The sequence below is a fragment of the Hymenobacter ruber genome (assembly GCF_054783255.1).
On sequence record NZ_BAAGQX010000002.1, the window covers coordinates 952,986 to 968,900 of the forward strand.

A 15,915-nucleotide genomic window follows, 5' to 3' on the forward strand; every position below is an offset into this window, starting at 1 on the left:
GGAAGTCGCCAAAACGGCGTAGAGACGCATACTTGCGTCTTGGCGGTGAACAACCGACAAAGGGACCTAGCATTTCCGTTCAACGACGAGACGCAAGTATGCGTCTCTACATTAGCTGATTTTGCAATCAGCTTCCTGGGTTGATTGCCTACCGCGCAAACGGCCACCGCTTCAAACTCCGGCTCCAGAGAAGAAACGCGCCAGTGCCCAGCGCCATCATGCCCAGCGCGGCCAGCTGGAAATAGAGCTTGAAATGCACGCCACCCCACGTTACCTCGGCCGGGGCGATGCCCACGAACACGAACAGCCACACAACGATGGCCACGATGACGGGCAACGGGTAGAGCGGCATCTTGAACGGCAGCGCGCTGGTGCCGCGCCGCTTGCGGAGCAGCATCAGCCCCACGGCCTGGCCCACGAACTGCACCAGAATCCGCATGGCCAGAATGGCCGAAATGACTTCCCCCAGCCGGAACAATAAGCTGAACACGAAGCCCACGCCGCCCAGCAGCAGCAGCGACACGTAGGGAAACTGCTTGGTTGGGTGCAGCTTGCCGAACACGGGCAGAAACTCGCCATCGGCCGCCGCCGCGTAGGGAATGCGCGAGTAGCCCAGCAATACCGCAAACAACGACGCAAACGCCACCAGCAGCACCATGGCCGTGGCTACGGTGGCAGCCGTGGGCCCGTACAGCCGCTCCATAAACACGCTGATGATGAACTGCGATTTGTCGCCGGCGCTGGCCTGCCAGCCCTGCACCTCCTGCCAGCCGATGACCGTGCCCACGCTCCAGTTCAGGAGCAGATACAGCGCCGCGATGCCCAAAATGCTCAGGAAAATGCTGCGCGGAATCACCTTCTCCGGTCCTTTGATTTCGGCCCCGAGGTGGCACACATTGTAGTAGCCGAGGTAGGAATAGATGGTTTTGACGGCCGCCTGGCCCATGGCGGCCGAAATCAGCAGGCCCGGTAAGGCCGAAAAGCCGCCCGCCGGGAAAATATCGACGTGGTGGTTGGGGTGCGTGACCCCGCCGAAAATCAGCCAGCCCATCAGGCTCAGCACGCCCACCCACAGGGCCACGCCCAGCTTGCCAATGTCCTCGATGCGGCGGTAGAGCAGCACAATCAGCAGCAAAACCACCGTGCCGGCTACGGCTTTGGGCTGCCACCACTCAGTCATGGGCACGAGGTAGCCGAAGTATTGGGCAAAGCCGATGGCCCCGGAGGCCAGCACCAGTGGCGACTGAATGAGCGTCTGCCAGACGTAGAGAAACGACATGTAGCGCCCCCACTTCTGCTCGCCGTAGGCCAGCTTGAGGAAGCGGTAGCTGCCGCCGGCTTCGGGGTAGGCCGCGCCCAGCTCGCTCCAGATGAGGCCGTCGACAGAGGCCAGGGCCGCGCCCACCAGCCAGGCCAGCAGGAAATTCGGCCCCATAAAGCCCATGACGAGTGGCAGGGTGACAAAGGGGCCAATGCCCACCATGTCAATCATATTGAGGGCGGTAGCTTGAACCAGGCCGAGGCGGCGCTGCAAAGTGGGTGCGGACATGGGAGCGAAAGTAGCGCCGCAATGGCAGTTGCTACTGCCTGACAACGCCACCGTCAGGGGCGAAGGACATTGCCAGCAATAAAATGCCCCCGTAGCACGAGGCTGCGGGGGCATTGGCACATGGCCTTTGAATAGCTATTCTTTCATCACCTTCACTTGGCAGGGATGACCGTCGAGTACCAGGTGCAAGATGTAAAAGCCCGCAGGCAGGTCTACCAGCCCTGGAACTTCGAGCACAACCGTGCCAGCAGGGGCGCTTATGGAGCGTCTCAGCACCTCGCGGCCATTAGCATCGGTAAGCGTGAGCGGGGCTTCAGAAACGGGCGTAGCCACGACAAAATGCAGTGTAAGCGCATTGCCACGTAAAGGCACAGGAGAAGCTAGAATTGCCGAATTTGCTTCCTGCTTTCCTGCTAAAGAAACGGCTGCTACCGGTGAGTAATGCACTGTACCGTCCAGGTCTTGTTGCCGCAGGCGGTAGTAAGCCATGGCAGCACCAGCCGGCACTTGATTGTCGAGGTAGCTATAGGTTTGCAAACTGCTGGTATTGCTGCTTCCGGTAACAAAGCCGATGGCCGCAAATTCATTCCCAGCCCCGAGCCCCCGCTCCACCCAGAAGCCGGCGTTGTGCTGCTCACTTGCAGTGGCCCAGCTTACACGCACGGCTCCATGCTCAATAAGGCGTGCCCCAAACTGCGAAAGGCTGACGGGCAACGGAGCCGTATTGGTCCCCATCACCATGGGTTCGGCAATAGAATTTGCCTGGCCCAGTTGGCCGTATGTATTATTACCCCAGGCCCAGAGGGAGCCGTCGGTGCGGACGGCCGCTGTGTGATTGCTGCCAGCACTGACGCTGGCCCAGTTGGTGGCCGTGCCTATCTGAACGGGGCTGGTACGCTGCGTGGTGCTACCATCACCCAGTTGGGCACTGCCGTTATATCCCCAAGCCCACAATGTACCATCGGCCCGAATGGCCATTGTATGGGAATTGCCTGTACTGACGCTGACCCAGTTGGTGCCAGTGCCTATCTGGGTAGGTGACAAGCGCTGCGTGGTGCTGCCATCGCCTAACTGCCCATTGTTGTTATATCCCCAAGCCCATAGGGTTCCGTCTGTACGAATGGCCATTGTATAAGAGTTTCCAGTGCTGACGCTTGCCCAGTTGGTACCTGTGCCAACCTGAGTGGGTGCGGTGCGCTGGGTCGTGCTGCCGTCGCCTACTTGCCCGGCCCAGTTGTACCCCCAGGCCCAGAGGGTGCCGTCGGTGCGGACAGCCGCTGAATGGCTGGGACTCGCACTGACGCTGGCCCAGTTGGTGGCCGTGCCTATCTGAACGGGGCTGGTGCGCGCAGTGGTACTGCCATCGCCTAGTTGCCCGTTGCTGTTGTACCCCCAGGCCCACAACGTACCATTTGTGCGCAGTGCCAATTGATGAGAAGGACCCGTGTTGTAGGTGGCCCAATCGGTAAACGAACCTACTTGTACGGGGCTGCTGCGCTGGGTTGTGCTGCCGTCGCCTACTTGCCCGGTCCAGTTATAGCCCCAGGCCCAGAGGGTACCGTTGGTGAGGCGACCAGCTGAAAAGGAGTTGCCAGCGTCTACTTGCGCCCAACTGCTTACCGTCCCGACTTGGGACGGCACAGAGCGCTGCGCAGTGGTACCATCGCCCAACTGGCTATTGTCGTTATTACCCCAGGTCCACAGCGTCCCGTCGGTCTGACGAGCCACGGTATGGTCGCCACCGGCTCCGGCACTAGCCCAGGTAGTGGCCGGGCCTACTCGCAAGGGTGCACTTACGGTATTAGTGGCGACAAGTACGTTTCCTAGCTGGCCCATGCCATTGTACCCCCAGGTCCAGAGGGTACCGTCGGTTTGCGCAGCAACGGTGTGGGATTCTCCGGTTGCGACAGCCACCCAGGTAGTGGCGACTCCTACCTGCATAGGATTGTTCCTGTTGCTCCGGCTGCCATCGCCTAACCCACCGTAAGTGTTGCGGCCCCAGGTCCAGAGCGTGCCATCGGCTCGAACGGCCGCTACGTGATAATATGTTAAGCTAACGGCGACCCAATTTGTAGCAGTCCCTACCTGAGTCGGGGCCGGGTTAGCGGTGAAACTGCCATTTCCCAACTGGCCGTTCTGATTATTCCCCCAAGTCCACAGGGTTCCGTCGAGGCGCACCGCTGCGGTATTTTCTACTCCTCCGCTCACACTGGCCCAGTTGGTGGCCGTGCCTACCTGAACGGGGCTGGTGCGTTGTGTGTACCCCCCGTCGCCTAACTGGCCAGAACTGTTGAAGCCCCACGCCCAGAGGGTACCGTCGGTGCATACAGCTACTGAATGACGATACCCGGCGCTGATACTTTTCCAATTGGTAGCCGTACCTACTTGAACAGGGCTAGTGCGCTGAGTAGTGGTGCCGTCGCCCAATTGGCCAAACTGATTATCACCCCACGCCCAGAGGGTGCCGTCGGAACGAACAGCGAGCGTATGGTACCCGCCGGCGCTAACCTTAACCCAGGTGGTAGCGGTACCTACCTGCGAAGGAGCGTTACGCGGGGTAGTACTGCCATCGCCCAGCTGGCCAAAGCTATTGCCCCCCCAAGTCCAGAGGGTGCCATCGGTTCGCAACGCCGCTGTATGCGACTGGCCACCGCTGACACTAGCCCAGTTGCTTTCGCTGCCCACTTGCACAGAGGTCGGGCGCTGGATATTACTCCCATCGCCTAGCTGGCCACTGCCATTGTTGCCGCTGCCCCAAAGAGTACGATTGGAGCGAATGCTCAATGTTGTTTCCCGCCCGGCAGTTATTTTCTGGGCTTGCGTGCTCATGGGCATGCTCAAGGCCAACAATAACAAGGCCAGTACACGGTAAAGAAGGGGCATATTTTAAAAAGAAAAGGTAATACACTATGATTCTAGCTAACACAAAATTACGTTCGCCCCAGTGGGCTGCAATACTTAATTGCAGGTAATCTTATGCTGAATAATAAAGGCGACTCTTTTCCTTATCCCGTCATGCAGAAGAGTTCCGGCCCCAATTGTGCGGCTTATGGCTTTGGGGCAGGCCCACCAACCCCGGCCCCGCCCGCCGCGTAAGCCGGGCCATGAGTTCACCGGGTTCTTCTTCCAAGCTGGCCATTTACGGGGCCATCGCGGCCAACGTCGCCATTGCCGCCAGCAAGTTTGTGGCCGCGTATTTCACCGGCTCGTCGGCTATGCTTTCCGAAGGCATTCACTCGCTGGTGGACAGCGGCAACGGCGGACTGATTCTTTATGGCGTGCGCCAGGCCGAGAAGCCCGCCGACAAGCGCCACCCCTTTGGCCGCAGCAAGGAGCTGTATTTCTGGGCCCTGATTGTAGCCATTCTGGTGTTTTCGGTGGGCGGCGGCATGTCGCTCTACGAGGGCATCGAGCACCTCAAAACCCCCGCCCCTATCACCGACCCCACCTGGAACTACTGGGTGCTGGGTCTCTCGCTGGTCTTCGAGGGCATTTCCTGCTTCCTGGCGTTCAAGGCTTTCAACGCCGACCGCGGCGACGCTGGCTTCTGGGACTCCCTGCGCCGCAGCAAGGACCCGTCGGTGTTCGCCATTCTGCTCGAGGATTTGGCCGCGCTGCTGGGCCTGGTGATTGCGCTGGCCGGCGTGTACCTGGGCCATCTGCTCAACAACCCCTACCTCGACGGCGCTGCCTCCATTGCCATCGGCCTGCTGCTGGTGTGCGTGGCGCTGTTTCTCATCTACAAAACCAAGCGCCTGCTGGTGGGCACCGGCGTAGATGATGAAACGGTGGACGCCATCGAGGCCCTGGTGCGTGCCCAGCCCAACATCGACCAGGTGGGCCCGCCCCTCACCTCCTACCTCGGCCCGGCCGATGTGATTCTGGCCCTCGATGTGGAATTTGACCACCACCTCACGTCCGAGGAAATTGAACAGGCTATTGACAGCCTGCAGGACGTTATTCGGGCGAAATACCCGGAGATGAAACGCATTTTTATCGAAGCCAAGTCGCTGTCGAGTCGCGCGGCGTAACCGTCCGGCTTTTCTTTGGGCTTTACTACCATCATTACCCCGCCTTATGGCCGACGCTAACGCTTCTAAACTTTCGCTCTACGGCGGCATCGCCGCCAACGTCGCCATTGCCATCAGCAAGTTTGTGGCGGCGTATTTCACCGGCTCGTCGGCCATGCTTTCCGAGGGGATTCACTCGCTGGTGGACACCGGCAACAGCGGCCTGCTGCTCTACGGCACCGCCCAAAGCCAGCGGCCGCCCGATGCCGAGCACCCCTTTGGCCACAGCAAGGAGTTGTACTTCTGGGGCCTGATTGTAGCCGTGCTCATCTTCGCCATTGGCGGCGGCATGTCGTTCTACGAGGGCATCAAGCACATTCAGCACCCCGAACCCATCGAAGACGCGGGCTGGAACTATGTGGTGCTGGGCCTTTCCTTTCTCTTCGAAGGCATCGCCTTTTACCTCTCTGTGAAGGCCCTGTTGGCCCAGTCGACCGGCAACGTGGGCTTTGTGAAGATGCTGCGCACCAGCCGCGACCCGGCCGTATTTGCTTCGGTGATGGAGAACCTGGCCGCACTGGTGGGCCTGGCCATTGCCGGGCTGGGTGTGTTTCTGGGCCACCTGCTGAATAATCCCTATTTCGACGGGGGCGCGTCCATTGCCATCGGCTTGCTGCTGATGGGCGTGGCCATCTTTCTGGTGGGCCGCACCAAGGGCCTGCTGGTGGGCACCGGCGTGGACGCCGTCACGCTGGCCAACCTGGAACGCATTGCCCGCGCCCAACCCCAGGTGTGCGAAATCCGCTCGCCGCTGTCCATGTATCTCGGTCCGAACGACGTGATTCTGGCCCTCGATGTGCAGTTTGCCGATGACCTTACTTCAGGCGAAGTAGCCAGTGCCGTCGAGCATTTGCAGGATGCCATTCGGACCGAACACCCTGAAGTAAAGCGCATTTTCATCGAAGCTAAAAACCTGGTTCAGCCCACCGAGAAGTAGCGCGGACTTTGTAGTCCGCGAGTCCAACGGTCCCAGGTCGCGGACTACAAAGTCCGCGCTACAGTAAGCCCAACTTTAACCTTAGAGCCCATTTTGGGGTAAACAGAACGTGCGCCCGCCACAGCTACCGGGCTGATGCGGGCGGCCGCTTGTTCCACGCAGCCCCTTGCTATGAAAGTTACTACCCCTGTCGCCTCGCCGTTTCGCTCCTTCTGGTGGGGCGGCTACGAGTGCACCGACCAGCTCAACTGCTTCGGCCACCGCGTCGATTTCCTGCCCCTCACGGGCCATTTGCAGCTGATTGACGAAGATTATACCGCCCTCAATCCCTTCAACGTCCGCACCGTGCGCGAAGGAATCCGCTGGGCCCAAATTGAGAAAACACCCTACCACTACGATTTCAGCACGGTGAAAACCATGCTCGACGCCGGGCAGCGCCACGGCATCCAGCAGGTGTGGGACCTGTGCCACTTCGGCTACCCCGACGACCTCACGCCGCTGCACCCGCTATTTGCCCGGCGCTTTGCCGCGCTCTGCCGCGCCTTTGTCGATTTCTACCGCTCCGTGCGGCCCGATGACGTGCTCATCGTCACGCCCATCAATGAGGTCAGCTTCATTTCCTGGCTCGGGGGCGATGCCCGGGGTACCTCGCCCTACTGCCACCACCAGGGCTGGGACGTGAAATACGGCCTCATGCGCGCCTACATCGAAGGTGCTCACGCCCTGCGCGAGGCCGACCCCAGCATCCGCATGCTCAGCACCGAGCCGCTGGTGCACATTGTGCCGCCGCTGCACGCCACGCCCCGCGAGCGCCGCTGGGCCCGCGAAGCCCACGACAACCAGTTTCAGGCCACCGACATGCTCTCCGGCCGCAAGTGCCCCGAGCTGGGCGGCCGTGAAGACCTGCTCGACATCGTGGGTTTCAACTACTACTACGACAACCAGTGGCAGAACGGCACCCCCAATAAGCTGGGCTGGAACGACCAGGTGCCCGACCCGCGCTGGGTGCCCCTACGCAACCTGCTGCGCTCGGCCTACAAGCGCTACCGCCGCCCCTTCGCCCTCACCGAAACCAGCCACCCCGGCATCGACCGGCCCGTGTGGCTGCGCATGATTGCCGAAGAATGCGCCGCCATTCTCCGCGAAGGGCTGCCGCTGCAGGGCATCTGCCTCTACCCCATCATCGACCGCCCCGACTGGGACCACCTCGACCAGTGGCACCAGTCCGGCCTCTGGGATGCCGACCTCGCTCAGCCCGGCCCTGCCCGAGTGCTGCACCAGCCCAGCGCCGAAGCCCTGCTCCAGGCCCAGGCCGTGATAACCCAAGCCGTGCCCGCGCGCAAGCCCCGGGCGGTATTGGTGTAAGGTGCGGGGGCAAGCCCTGCCGGGTACGACCCCGCACCCTACTTTTGGCTTATGGATGCCACCGCCTTCCTCTCCACGCCCCTCGGCCCTCTCGCCCTCACTGGCTCCGATGCCGGCCTGCGCGCCGTCACGTTTCTCAACGAACCCGCCGATGCTACTCCGCTCACTGCCGTGCCCATCTGCTTGCGCCCGGCCCACCAGCAGCTGCAAGCCTATTTCGGCCGCGAGCTGCGCGGGTTTGACCTCATCTACGCTCCCGGCTTCGGCACCGATTTCCAACAGCAGGTGTGGAGGGCACTGCTGAGCATCGGCTACGGCCGCACGGCCTCCTACCTCGATGTTGCGAAGCTGCTGAATAACCCTAAATCCGTCCGGGCCGTGGGCGCGGCCAATGGCCAGAACCCGCTGGCCATCGTGTGGCCCTGCCACCGCGTCATCGGGGCCGATGGCAGCCTTACGGGCTACGCCGGCGGCATGCACCGCAAGAAGTGGCTGCTCGAATTTGAGCAGCCCACGCGGCAGGGCGGGCTGTTTGGTTAAGTGATGGAATAGTGGGTTGATGGATTTCTCAGCGCTTATACAAACCCACTAACTCCACCAACCCACTATTACGCTCCCACCAGCTTCAGCAACCCCTGATAGATAATGTTGTGCTGCCAGTACAACTGCAACACCATCGGAATGTGGTGCCGGCCGGGAATAATGGTGTACGGCGCGGGCTGCCCCGTCGCCTTCAGCCGGTCCCGAAACCGCCCCGCACTCCCGCTGATGCTCGGGTACGTCTCGCCGCCGATGTAAAAGATGAACGGCGGCAGATTGGGCTTAATCTTGTAAATGGCCGACATTTCCTTCCACACTGCCGGGTCGTTGCCGAAAGGCACTTTGTATTTCTCATCGCCCTCGTACTTCATTTCCTTGAGGTAACTGTACATATCCAGCCCCGCCGGGTCGTCCATGATGGCCCCTTGCACCGGATTCTGGGGCAGGCCGTTGGCGGCTAGCAAAGCATCATCGGTAGCCAGCAGCGCCGCCAGCCCGCCCCCAGCCGAGTGGCCCATTACAAATACGCGCTGCGGGTCGCCGCCGTATTGGGTTATGTTTTGCACCGTCCAGGCCAGGGCGCGGGCGCAGTCGGCCGCCTGCTCGGGCACGTGCACCGGCGGCGCGAGGCGGTAGTTTATCAGCACCGCCACCACGCCCTGCTTAGCCAGCCGCCGCCCGATAAAAGTGTAGATGTTCTTATTCCCGCTCGTCCAGCTTCCGCCGTGGATAAACAGCACTACCGGATAGCCCTTCCCGTTTAGGGCCGCTTTTTTGGGCGAATACACGTCCAGAATGTGGCGCTCCTTATCAAAATCGGGGGCCGAGGCCGGCACGTAGGCCACGTCTTTGGTGCGGGTACTGGGGCGGGCCACCACGTATTCGGTGGCCAGAATGACCACCACGGCGGCCAGCAGCACGGCCACGGGAGTCAGCAAAAAGAAACGACGCATCGGCGGGAGTTAAGCGGAAGGGCCTGCGGCCGAATCCCGGCGCAGGGACCTCACCTACGCCCGGGCCGGGCTAGCAGTTTGCGCGGGGCCGGCGCGCCCCCGGAGCCGGAGGCTTGGCGGCATTGGCTTTATCTTTGTCAGAATGGCTGCGGGCTGGCTTTTTGCCGAGCCGGGCTTCCCTCATTTATTTATTTCGCACCCGTGTCGATTTCTGCTTTGCTTAAGAATATGTCGCCGGCCCTGGCCGCCCTGCTGCTGGCAAGCCTGCTGAGCGCTGCGCCTGCCCAGGCCCAGCGCAAGGGCGCACCCGCCCCCGCCGCCAACCCCGACGGCAGCTTGGCCACCCCGGCCCCGGGCAAGCCCATGCGCCTGCAGCCCCTGTTCGGCGGCCTCAACCCCACGCAGGCCACCCAGCTGCTCGGCGAGGCCCGGCTCAAAGCCATTGCCGCCAGCTTCGCCTCGACGGCCGAAGCCAGCACGTTTTTCACCAACAAGGGCTACGAGTACCTGCGCGAGAACCAGCCCGATACTGCCACCTACCGCTTCAACCTGGCCTGGCTCCTCAACCCCCAGAATGCCGAAGCCTACCGCGGCCTGGGCATCATCGCCAGCAGCCAGCCCACCCCCGATGCCGCCATTGCCCTCCTGAGCCGGGGCTTCGGCATTGCCCCCACCAGCACCCTGCTCATGAGCGACCTGGGCGCGAGCTACCTCATCCGCTACAGCCAGACCAAGAAGAAAAAGGACCTCACCATGGGCCTCACCCTGCTGCAGCGCGCCACCGCCGCCGACCCCGCCAATGCCAACGCCTGGCAGCAGCTGGCCCGCGGCCTCTACTACCAGGAGAAATATGCCGAAGCCTGGGATGCCGTGCACAAAGGCCAGAACGCCAGCGTGAGCAGCCTCGATTTCGACCTCATCACCGACCTGCTGGCTAAGCTGCCCGACCCGCAGGGCACCTTCAAATAACTCCCGGCCGGCAGACGGATTTCAGCGGTTTGCGCGTTGGGTCCCGTATAGGCGGTCTTTGTTTCACTTAACCTGATAATATGCGGTTTCGCTCGTTGATTTTTGGAGGCTTGGCGGTTGGTGCACTTAGCAGCCACACCGCCCAAGCCCAGTACCATCACCCGGTGCGGCACTACAACCGCCAGGAGCGGGCCTACTTTCGGGGGCCGCTGCACGTCACCCTCGGCGGCGGCACGGCCCTCTACAATGGCGACCTGGGCAGCAGCCCCGGCGATAATTTCCTGGGCCCGGCCCTGAGCCTGGGCGTGCTCTACCGCCTCACGCCGCACCTGCACCTGGGCAGCGAATTTTCCTACGTGGAAATGGGCGCGCGCGACAAAGCCAAAGAGCGCGGCCTGGCCTTCACCAGCACCAACGGCCTGGGCACGGTGTTTTTCCGGTTCGATTTATTGCCCGATGAGTCCGTATTCGCAGCCTCCATGGCCGAAGCACCGGTTTTCCAAGTGTTTGTACAGGGCGGCGCGGGCCTGCTGCTCTATAATCCGCACGCCTACCTCGGCACCGAGCGCGCCACCGACGCCACCAGCTTCCTGCCGCCCGAGCGCAACGACTACCCCGCCATGGCCATGGCCTTCCCGGTAGGGGCCGGCTTCAGCGTGCGCCTCACCGACAAGCTGCGCGCCAACCTCGAAGGCAACTACTACTTCACCACCACCGACCAGCTCGACGACATCAACCTGCGTCTCGGCGGCGCCTCGGCCAACAAGGACGGCTTCGGCACGCTGATGCTCAAGCTGGACTACTCGCTGAAGTAGGACTAACAGCTGTCATCCTGAGCGCAGCGAAGGACCTTATCACGCCAGAACCGTTTGCAGTAAGCCAGTTAATGCGAACGTGATAAGGTCCTTCGCTGCGCTCAGGATGACAGAAGATATAGACATAATAAATAACAAAAAGGCCCGCCAGCAATGCTGACGGGCCTTTCTCATTGGCTCAGGAAGAGAACTACTCTTTCACGAAGCGCTGGTGGTACACTTGCTTGCCGTCGCTCACGGTCAGGGTGTACATGCCATGGGCCAGGCGGCCGATGCTCAGTACGCCGTTGTTCAGCGACAGGCCTTCCACGCGGGCACCGCGCACGTCGGTCACCATCACGCTCTTGATTTCAGCATTCTCCGGCAGCATCAGGTTCAGCACGTCGGTGGCCGGGTTGGGGTACACGGCCAGCAGCTTCGAGCCATTGGTCACCGTGTTGCCCGTCAGGCCCGCGAAGCCCGTACCGCCGGTGATGTTCACCGTGTAGTCCTCGGTTTCGCCGTAGCTGTAAGTGCCGCAGCTGCTGGTGGCGCTGGCGTCGCTCAGCGTCACGCGCATCCGGGTGGCACCGCTCTTGGCCGTGGTGGGCACCGTGAAAGAGGCCGAGCGGGTAGTGGCTACGCTGCTGGCGGCAGCATTCACCACCAGTTCACCAGCGTCGGTGAACACGCCGTTCTGGTTGTAGTCGATGTACACTTTCACGTACTCCGAGTAAGCCGTGCCCGTGAAGCCGGCCGAGAAGTTGATGGTCTGGGCCGAGCCGGCTGCAACCGTGGTGCTCAGCGCCGTGCCGTTGTAGTAGCCGGCATCAGCGCCCGAAGTGCGGTTGATGCTGCCCAGGTTTACGAGGTCGATGTACTCGTAGGCCACGCTGGTACCCTTGCTGGTGCAATAAGTGGGCGTGCCACCGCCGCCGCCGGCAGCCGTGATGTTCACGGTGTAGTCCTCGGTTTCGCCGTAGCTGTAAGTGCCGCAGCTGGTGGTAGCGGAGGCATCGCTCAGTGTAACGCGCATGCGGGTGGTGCCCACAGTAGCCGTAGCCGGCACCGTAAAGCTGCCGGTAGCGGCCGTAGTCGAAGCCACCGTGCCCGAAGCAACCATCTCACCGGCATCGGTGAATACGCCGTTCTTGTTGTAGTCGATGTACACTTTCACGTACTCGGTGTAGGCGCTCGATACGAAGCCGGCCTTGTAGGTCACGGTCTGGGCCGAACCCTGGGCGATGCTCGTGGTCAGGGCCGTGCCATCGTAGTAGCCACCATCAGCACCCGAGGTGCGGTTGATGCTGCCGAGGGCCACCTGAGCAATATATTCGTAGGCCACGCTGGTGCCCTTGCTGGTGCAGTAGGTGGTACCGCCGCCACCGCCGCCGCCGCTGTAGGCTGCGCCGATGCCCACGGCATACCAGGCGTTGGTTACGGCTTGCGTCTGGGGCGAGGTAGCACCGAACAGGTCGGTAGCGGCCTGGATGGAGTAGGTACGGGCGTTGGCGTAAGTCGAGCTGGCCGTCATGTACACGCTTTCCATGCGGAAGGTGATTTTAGCCGCGTCCGAGATGCCGATAGCACCCACGTTGTAGGCAAAGCCTTTTTCGTTGGTGCCGCTCTTGCCCACCGAAATCAGGTAGTACCAGTAGTTGAGGATGCCCGAGTTGGTGTGCACGCCGCCCTGGTCGTTGGCATTCGAGGGCGACGAGGTAGTGGCCGCCCAGTACGTGCCTTTGTAGTAAGCCGGCTGGCCGTAGAGGTTGGGGTTGCTCATGGAGCGCAGCGCGCCGCCGGCTTTCATGATGTCTTCGCCGATGTCCCAGGTCGATTTGGTGAGGCCCAGCGCTGCTGTGGTGTATTGCTCGATGCTGGCACCCCAGATGTCGGACAGGCCTTCGTTCATGGCGCCCGATTCGTTGGCGTAGGTCAGGTTAGCCGTTTTTTCGCACACGGCGTGGCCGATTTCGTGGCCGCACACGTCCAGCGCCGTCAGGGGCTTGAAGGTGCTGGCGCCGTCGCCGTAGGTCATTTCTACGCCATCCCAGTAGGCATTCTCGTAGCCCGCGCCGCCCGGCACGTCATCAAAGTGCACGTAGCTCTTGATTTTAGCGCCGGCGTTGTCGTAGCTGTTGCGGCCGAAAACGTTTTTCCAGTAGTCGTAGGTGGCTTGGGCACCGAAGTGGGCATCGCCGGCCACGTTGTCATAGTTGGCGTTGTTGTACTCGGCGGCCGTCCAGTTGTTGTCGGCGTCCACAAAGTCAGTGGCGGCGGTGTAGCTGTTGCCTTTTTTGCAGTTATAGGTTTCGATGCCCAGGCCGCGGGTGTACTCCTTCAGGTGCCAGCCGCCGGTGGTGGTTTCGTTGGCCAGCGAGCGGGTGCCGCTGTAAGCCGTGGCAAACGTGGCCGTGCCGGCCGTGTGCTTGATGATGTTGTCCTGCAACACCACCTGCCCGGTGCGGGCATCCACGTAGATGAACGCGCGGCTGATGGGCTGCGAGGCGTACACGTTGAATTTCCAGGCCAGCACGAGCGGGCCGGTTTCGGCGCTCACGCGGGCGTCGCGCACAATCACCAGCTCGCCCTTCGGCAGGAATGACTTGGCATCGGCTTCGCTGGACTGCCACTTGTACTGGCGGGCACCCACGTGGGCCAGGGCGCGGTCCAACGCAGCGCTTTCGCCCAGCGAAGGCGTGGTGTTCAGGCCCGAGATTTTCTCATAATCCCCGCTGATACTTTCCACTGCACCGGCTTTGGAGTGCACCGTATAGTCGGCATGCTCCACACGGATGCCCTGGTAATACTGGGCAAATTTCTGGTGCACGAAGCCGAGCTGGTCGGTTTCGGCGGCGCGCTGCACCATCTGGTCGGCGTTGGTGAGGGCGAGTTGCTGGCGCAGCACCTGGTCGCCGCTCATGCCCCGGGAGGCCATTTTAGCTTCGGCGCTGAGCTGCACCAGCACGGGCTGGTTGTCTTCGCCCAACACTTTGGATTGAACGCGGGCAGCGTCCTGAGCATTGGCCGTGGTGGCGACCAATCCGCCGAGCATCAATAATGCCGCAGCTGAGTATTGTTTTCTCATGTAAAAAAATAGGTTGTTGGTGGGACTCGAAGCCAGAGCAAATTTTGAATATTTTGCATCTAAGCAGCCGCAACCTAAACAACATTATTAGCACAATGAGGCATTTGTCATTAATTCAGCAATAAACCCGAAATTTTGCACGTTTCATGAACAAACAATGAAGCAATAATTGCATTTAATCAAATTGCAATATTTCTTTAACCTGAATAATTATTTGGTTTGATTCTTGCTAACGTTTCCCAGCATTCAGGTAGTCGGCCGCCAGGGTAGCCAGAGTTTTCACCCCTAGTGTTAGACCACTTTCGTCGATGCGAAAGCCGGCCGTATGGTGGTCGGCGGCGGTAGCGGGGTCCTGCCCTTTGGTCATGCCCCCCACGAAGAGAAACAGCCCGGGCACTTTCTCCTGATAAAAGGAAAAATCCTCGGCCCCGGTCACGGCCTTTATCTCCCTTACATGCGTAGCGCCGGCCGCCGCTTGCAGCGTGGGCAGCATCTGCGCCGTGAGGGCGGGGTCGTTGGTGGTCACGGGCACGTAGGGGTCGATGGTGACGTCGGCGGTGGCCCCGGCGCTCTCGGCAATGTTGGTGGCAATGCGGCGGATGCTGGCCCAGATTTGCTTTTGCACGTCCGGGTTCAGGGCCCGGATGGTGCCCGACATTTCCACATCGGGCGGGATGACGTTGTAGCGCACGCCGCCATTGATGGTGCCCACCGTGACCACGGCCGCGTCGTCAATCAGCTTCACCTGCCGGCTCACGATGGTTTGCAGGCCCATGATTATCTGGGCGGCGGTCACCACCGGGTCCACGCTGTTCCACGGGTAGGCGCCGTGCGAGCCCTTGCCGTGCACCTTGATGGTGAAGCGGTCGGAGCTGGCCATTTCGCCGCCGGGGCGGAAGCTCAGTGTGCCTACCTCGGTCTGGGCCTGAATGTGTACGCCAAATACGGCATCGACTTTGGGCTTGTCGAGCACGCCTTCCTTCACCATGAGTTTGGCCCCGCCTTCTACGCCCGGCAAGGAGCCTTCCTCGGCTGGCTGGAAAATGAACTTGACGGTGCCGGGCAGGTCGGCTTTCACCTGGCTCAACACCTCGGCCGCGCCCATGAGCATGGCCACGTGGGTGTCGTGGCCGCAGGCGTGCATCACGCCCACAGGCTGTCCCAAGTAGGTGGTTTTCACTTTGGAGGCGAAGGGCAGGTCGTTGTTTTCGGTGAGGGGCAGGCCGTCCATGTCGGCGCGCAGGGCCACTACGGGGCCGGGCTTGCCGCCCTTCAGCACGCCTACTACGCCGGTGCGGCCCACGCCGGTTTGCACTTCCAGGCCCAGCTTTTTGAGGTGCGCGGCGATGATGCCGGCGGTGCGGGTTTCCTGATTGCCCAGCTCGGGATGCTCGTGAATGTCGCGCCGCCAGGCAATGACTTTGGGTTCTTCCTGAGTAGCCAGTTGGGCAATGCGGGCGTCGAGGGCCGCATTCTGGGCATGAGCGGCCGGGGCGGCGGCCAGCGCCAGCACGAGGCCGGCCGGCAAAGCAGAAAGTAAAAAGCGCATCATAAAACCAGGGGCGAGGAATGAAAGCCGGGCGGCACGTTTCGGCCACTTGGCAATGTTACGCCACGGTTATCAACCAGCGTGCTACTGTTCAGGCTGGA

Annotated in this window: 11 protein-coding genes; 6 read left to right on the forward strand and 5 right to left on the reverse strand. The window is 61.5% G+C overall.

The features are described from left to right. Positions 1-148: 148 nt before the first annotated feature. The gene (locus ACYVM5_RS04790; RefSeq protein WP_460616998.1) at positions 149-1,549 is read right to left on the reverse strand and encodes an APC family permease; all 1,401 of its coding nucleotides are present in this window, start codon (positions 1,547-1,549) and stop codon (positions 149-151) included. Between the two features lie 135 nt (positions 1,550-1,684). After that, positions 1,685-4,432, reverse strand: a complete 2,748-nt coding sequence (locus ACYVM5_RS04795) for an RCC1 domain-containing protein (protein WP_460616999.1) — start codon at positions 4,430-4,432, stop codon at positions 1,685-1,687. Between the two features lie 221 nt (positions 4,433-4,653). On the opposite strand from ACYVM5_RS04795, the gene ACYVM5_RS04800 reads away from it, so the two are divergent. From ACYVM5_RS04800 to ACYVM5_RS04815, 4 genes are all read left to right on the forward strand, one after another. Next, positions 4,654-5,580, forward strand: coding sequence for a cation diffusion facilitator family transporter (locus tag ACYVM5_RS04800; RefSeq protein ID WP_460617000.1), 927 nt, complete (start codon positions 4,654-4,656; stop codon positions 5,578-5,580). A 46-nt stretch (positions 5,581-5,626) separates the two neighbouring features. Continuing rightward, entirely contained in the window at positions 5,627-6,556 is a 930-nt protein-coding gene (locus ACYVM5_RS04805) for a cation diffusion facilitator family transporter (protein WP_460617001.1), read from the forward strand. Between the two features lie 171 nt (positions 6,557-6,727). Beyond that, on the forward strand, positions 6,728-7,921 hold the full coding sequence (locus tag ACYVM5_RS04810) for an amine oxidase (RefSeq protein WP_460617002.1): 1,194 nt from the start codon (positions 6,728-6,730) through the stop codon (positions 7,919-7,921). Between the two features lie 51 nt (positions 7,922-7,972). Continuing rightward, entirely contained in the window at positions 7,973-8,461 is a 489-nt protein-coding gene (locus ACYVM5_RS04815; RefSeq protein WP_460617003.1) for a methylated-DNA--[protein]-cysteine S-methyltransferase, read from the forward strand. A 68-nt stretch (positions 8,462-8,529) separates the two neighbouring features. Here the strand turns inward: ACYVM5_RS04815 and ACYVM5_RS04820 are convergent, their stop codons facing one another. Beyond that, complete coding sequence (locus ACYVM5_RS04820; RefSeq protein ID WP_460617004.1) at positions 8,530-9,414, reverse strand: alpha/beta hydrolase; 885 nt, start codon at positions 9,412-9,414, stop codon at positions 8,530-8,532. A 201-nt stretch (positions 9,415-9,615) separates the two neighbouring features. Between ACYVM5_RS04820 and ACYVM5_RS04825 the strand changes: the two genes are divergently transcribed. Together ACYVM5_RS04825 and ACYVM5_RS04830 are read left to right on the forward strand one after the other, a co-directional pair. Then, positions 9,616-10,383, forward strand: coding sequence for a tetratricopeptide repeat protein (locus ACYVM5_RS04825; RefSeq protein ID WP_460617005.1), 768 nt, complete (start codon positions 9,616-9,618; stop codon positions 10,381-10,383). Between the two features lie 80 nt (positions 10,384-10,463). After that, positions 10,464-11,198: a hypothetical protein gene (locus ACYVM5_RS04830; RefSeq protein ID WP_460617006.1), complete on the forward strand. Its 735-nt coding sequence runs from the start codon at positions 10,464-10,466 to the stop codon at positions 11,196-11,198. Between the two features lie 190 nt (positions 11,199-11,388). Here ACYVM5_RS04830 and ACYVM5_RS04835 read toward each other — a convergent pair whose 3' ends face one another. Next, complete coding sequence (locus tag ACYVM5_RS04835) at positions 11,389-14,265, reverse strand: M4 family metallopeptidase (RefSeq protein ID WP_460617007.1); 2,877 nt, start codon at positions 14,263-14,265, stop codon at positions 11,389-11,391. A 229-nt stretch (positions 14,266-14,494) separates the two neighbouring features. Beyond that, a complete protein-coding gene (locus ACYVM5_RS04840) occupies positions 14,495-15,817 on the reverse strand; it encodes a zinc-binding metallopeptidase family protein (RefSeq protein WP_460617008.1) in 1,323 nt (440 codons plus the stop codon). Positions 15,818-15,915: the final 98 nt, after the last annotated feature.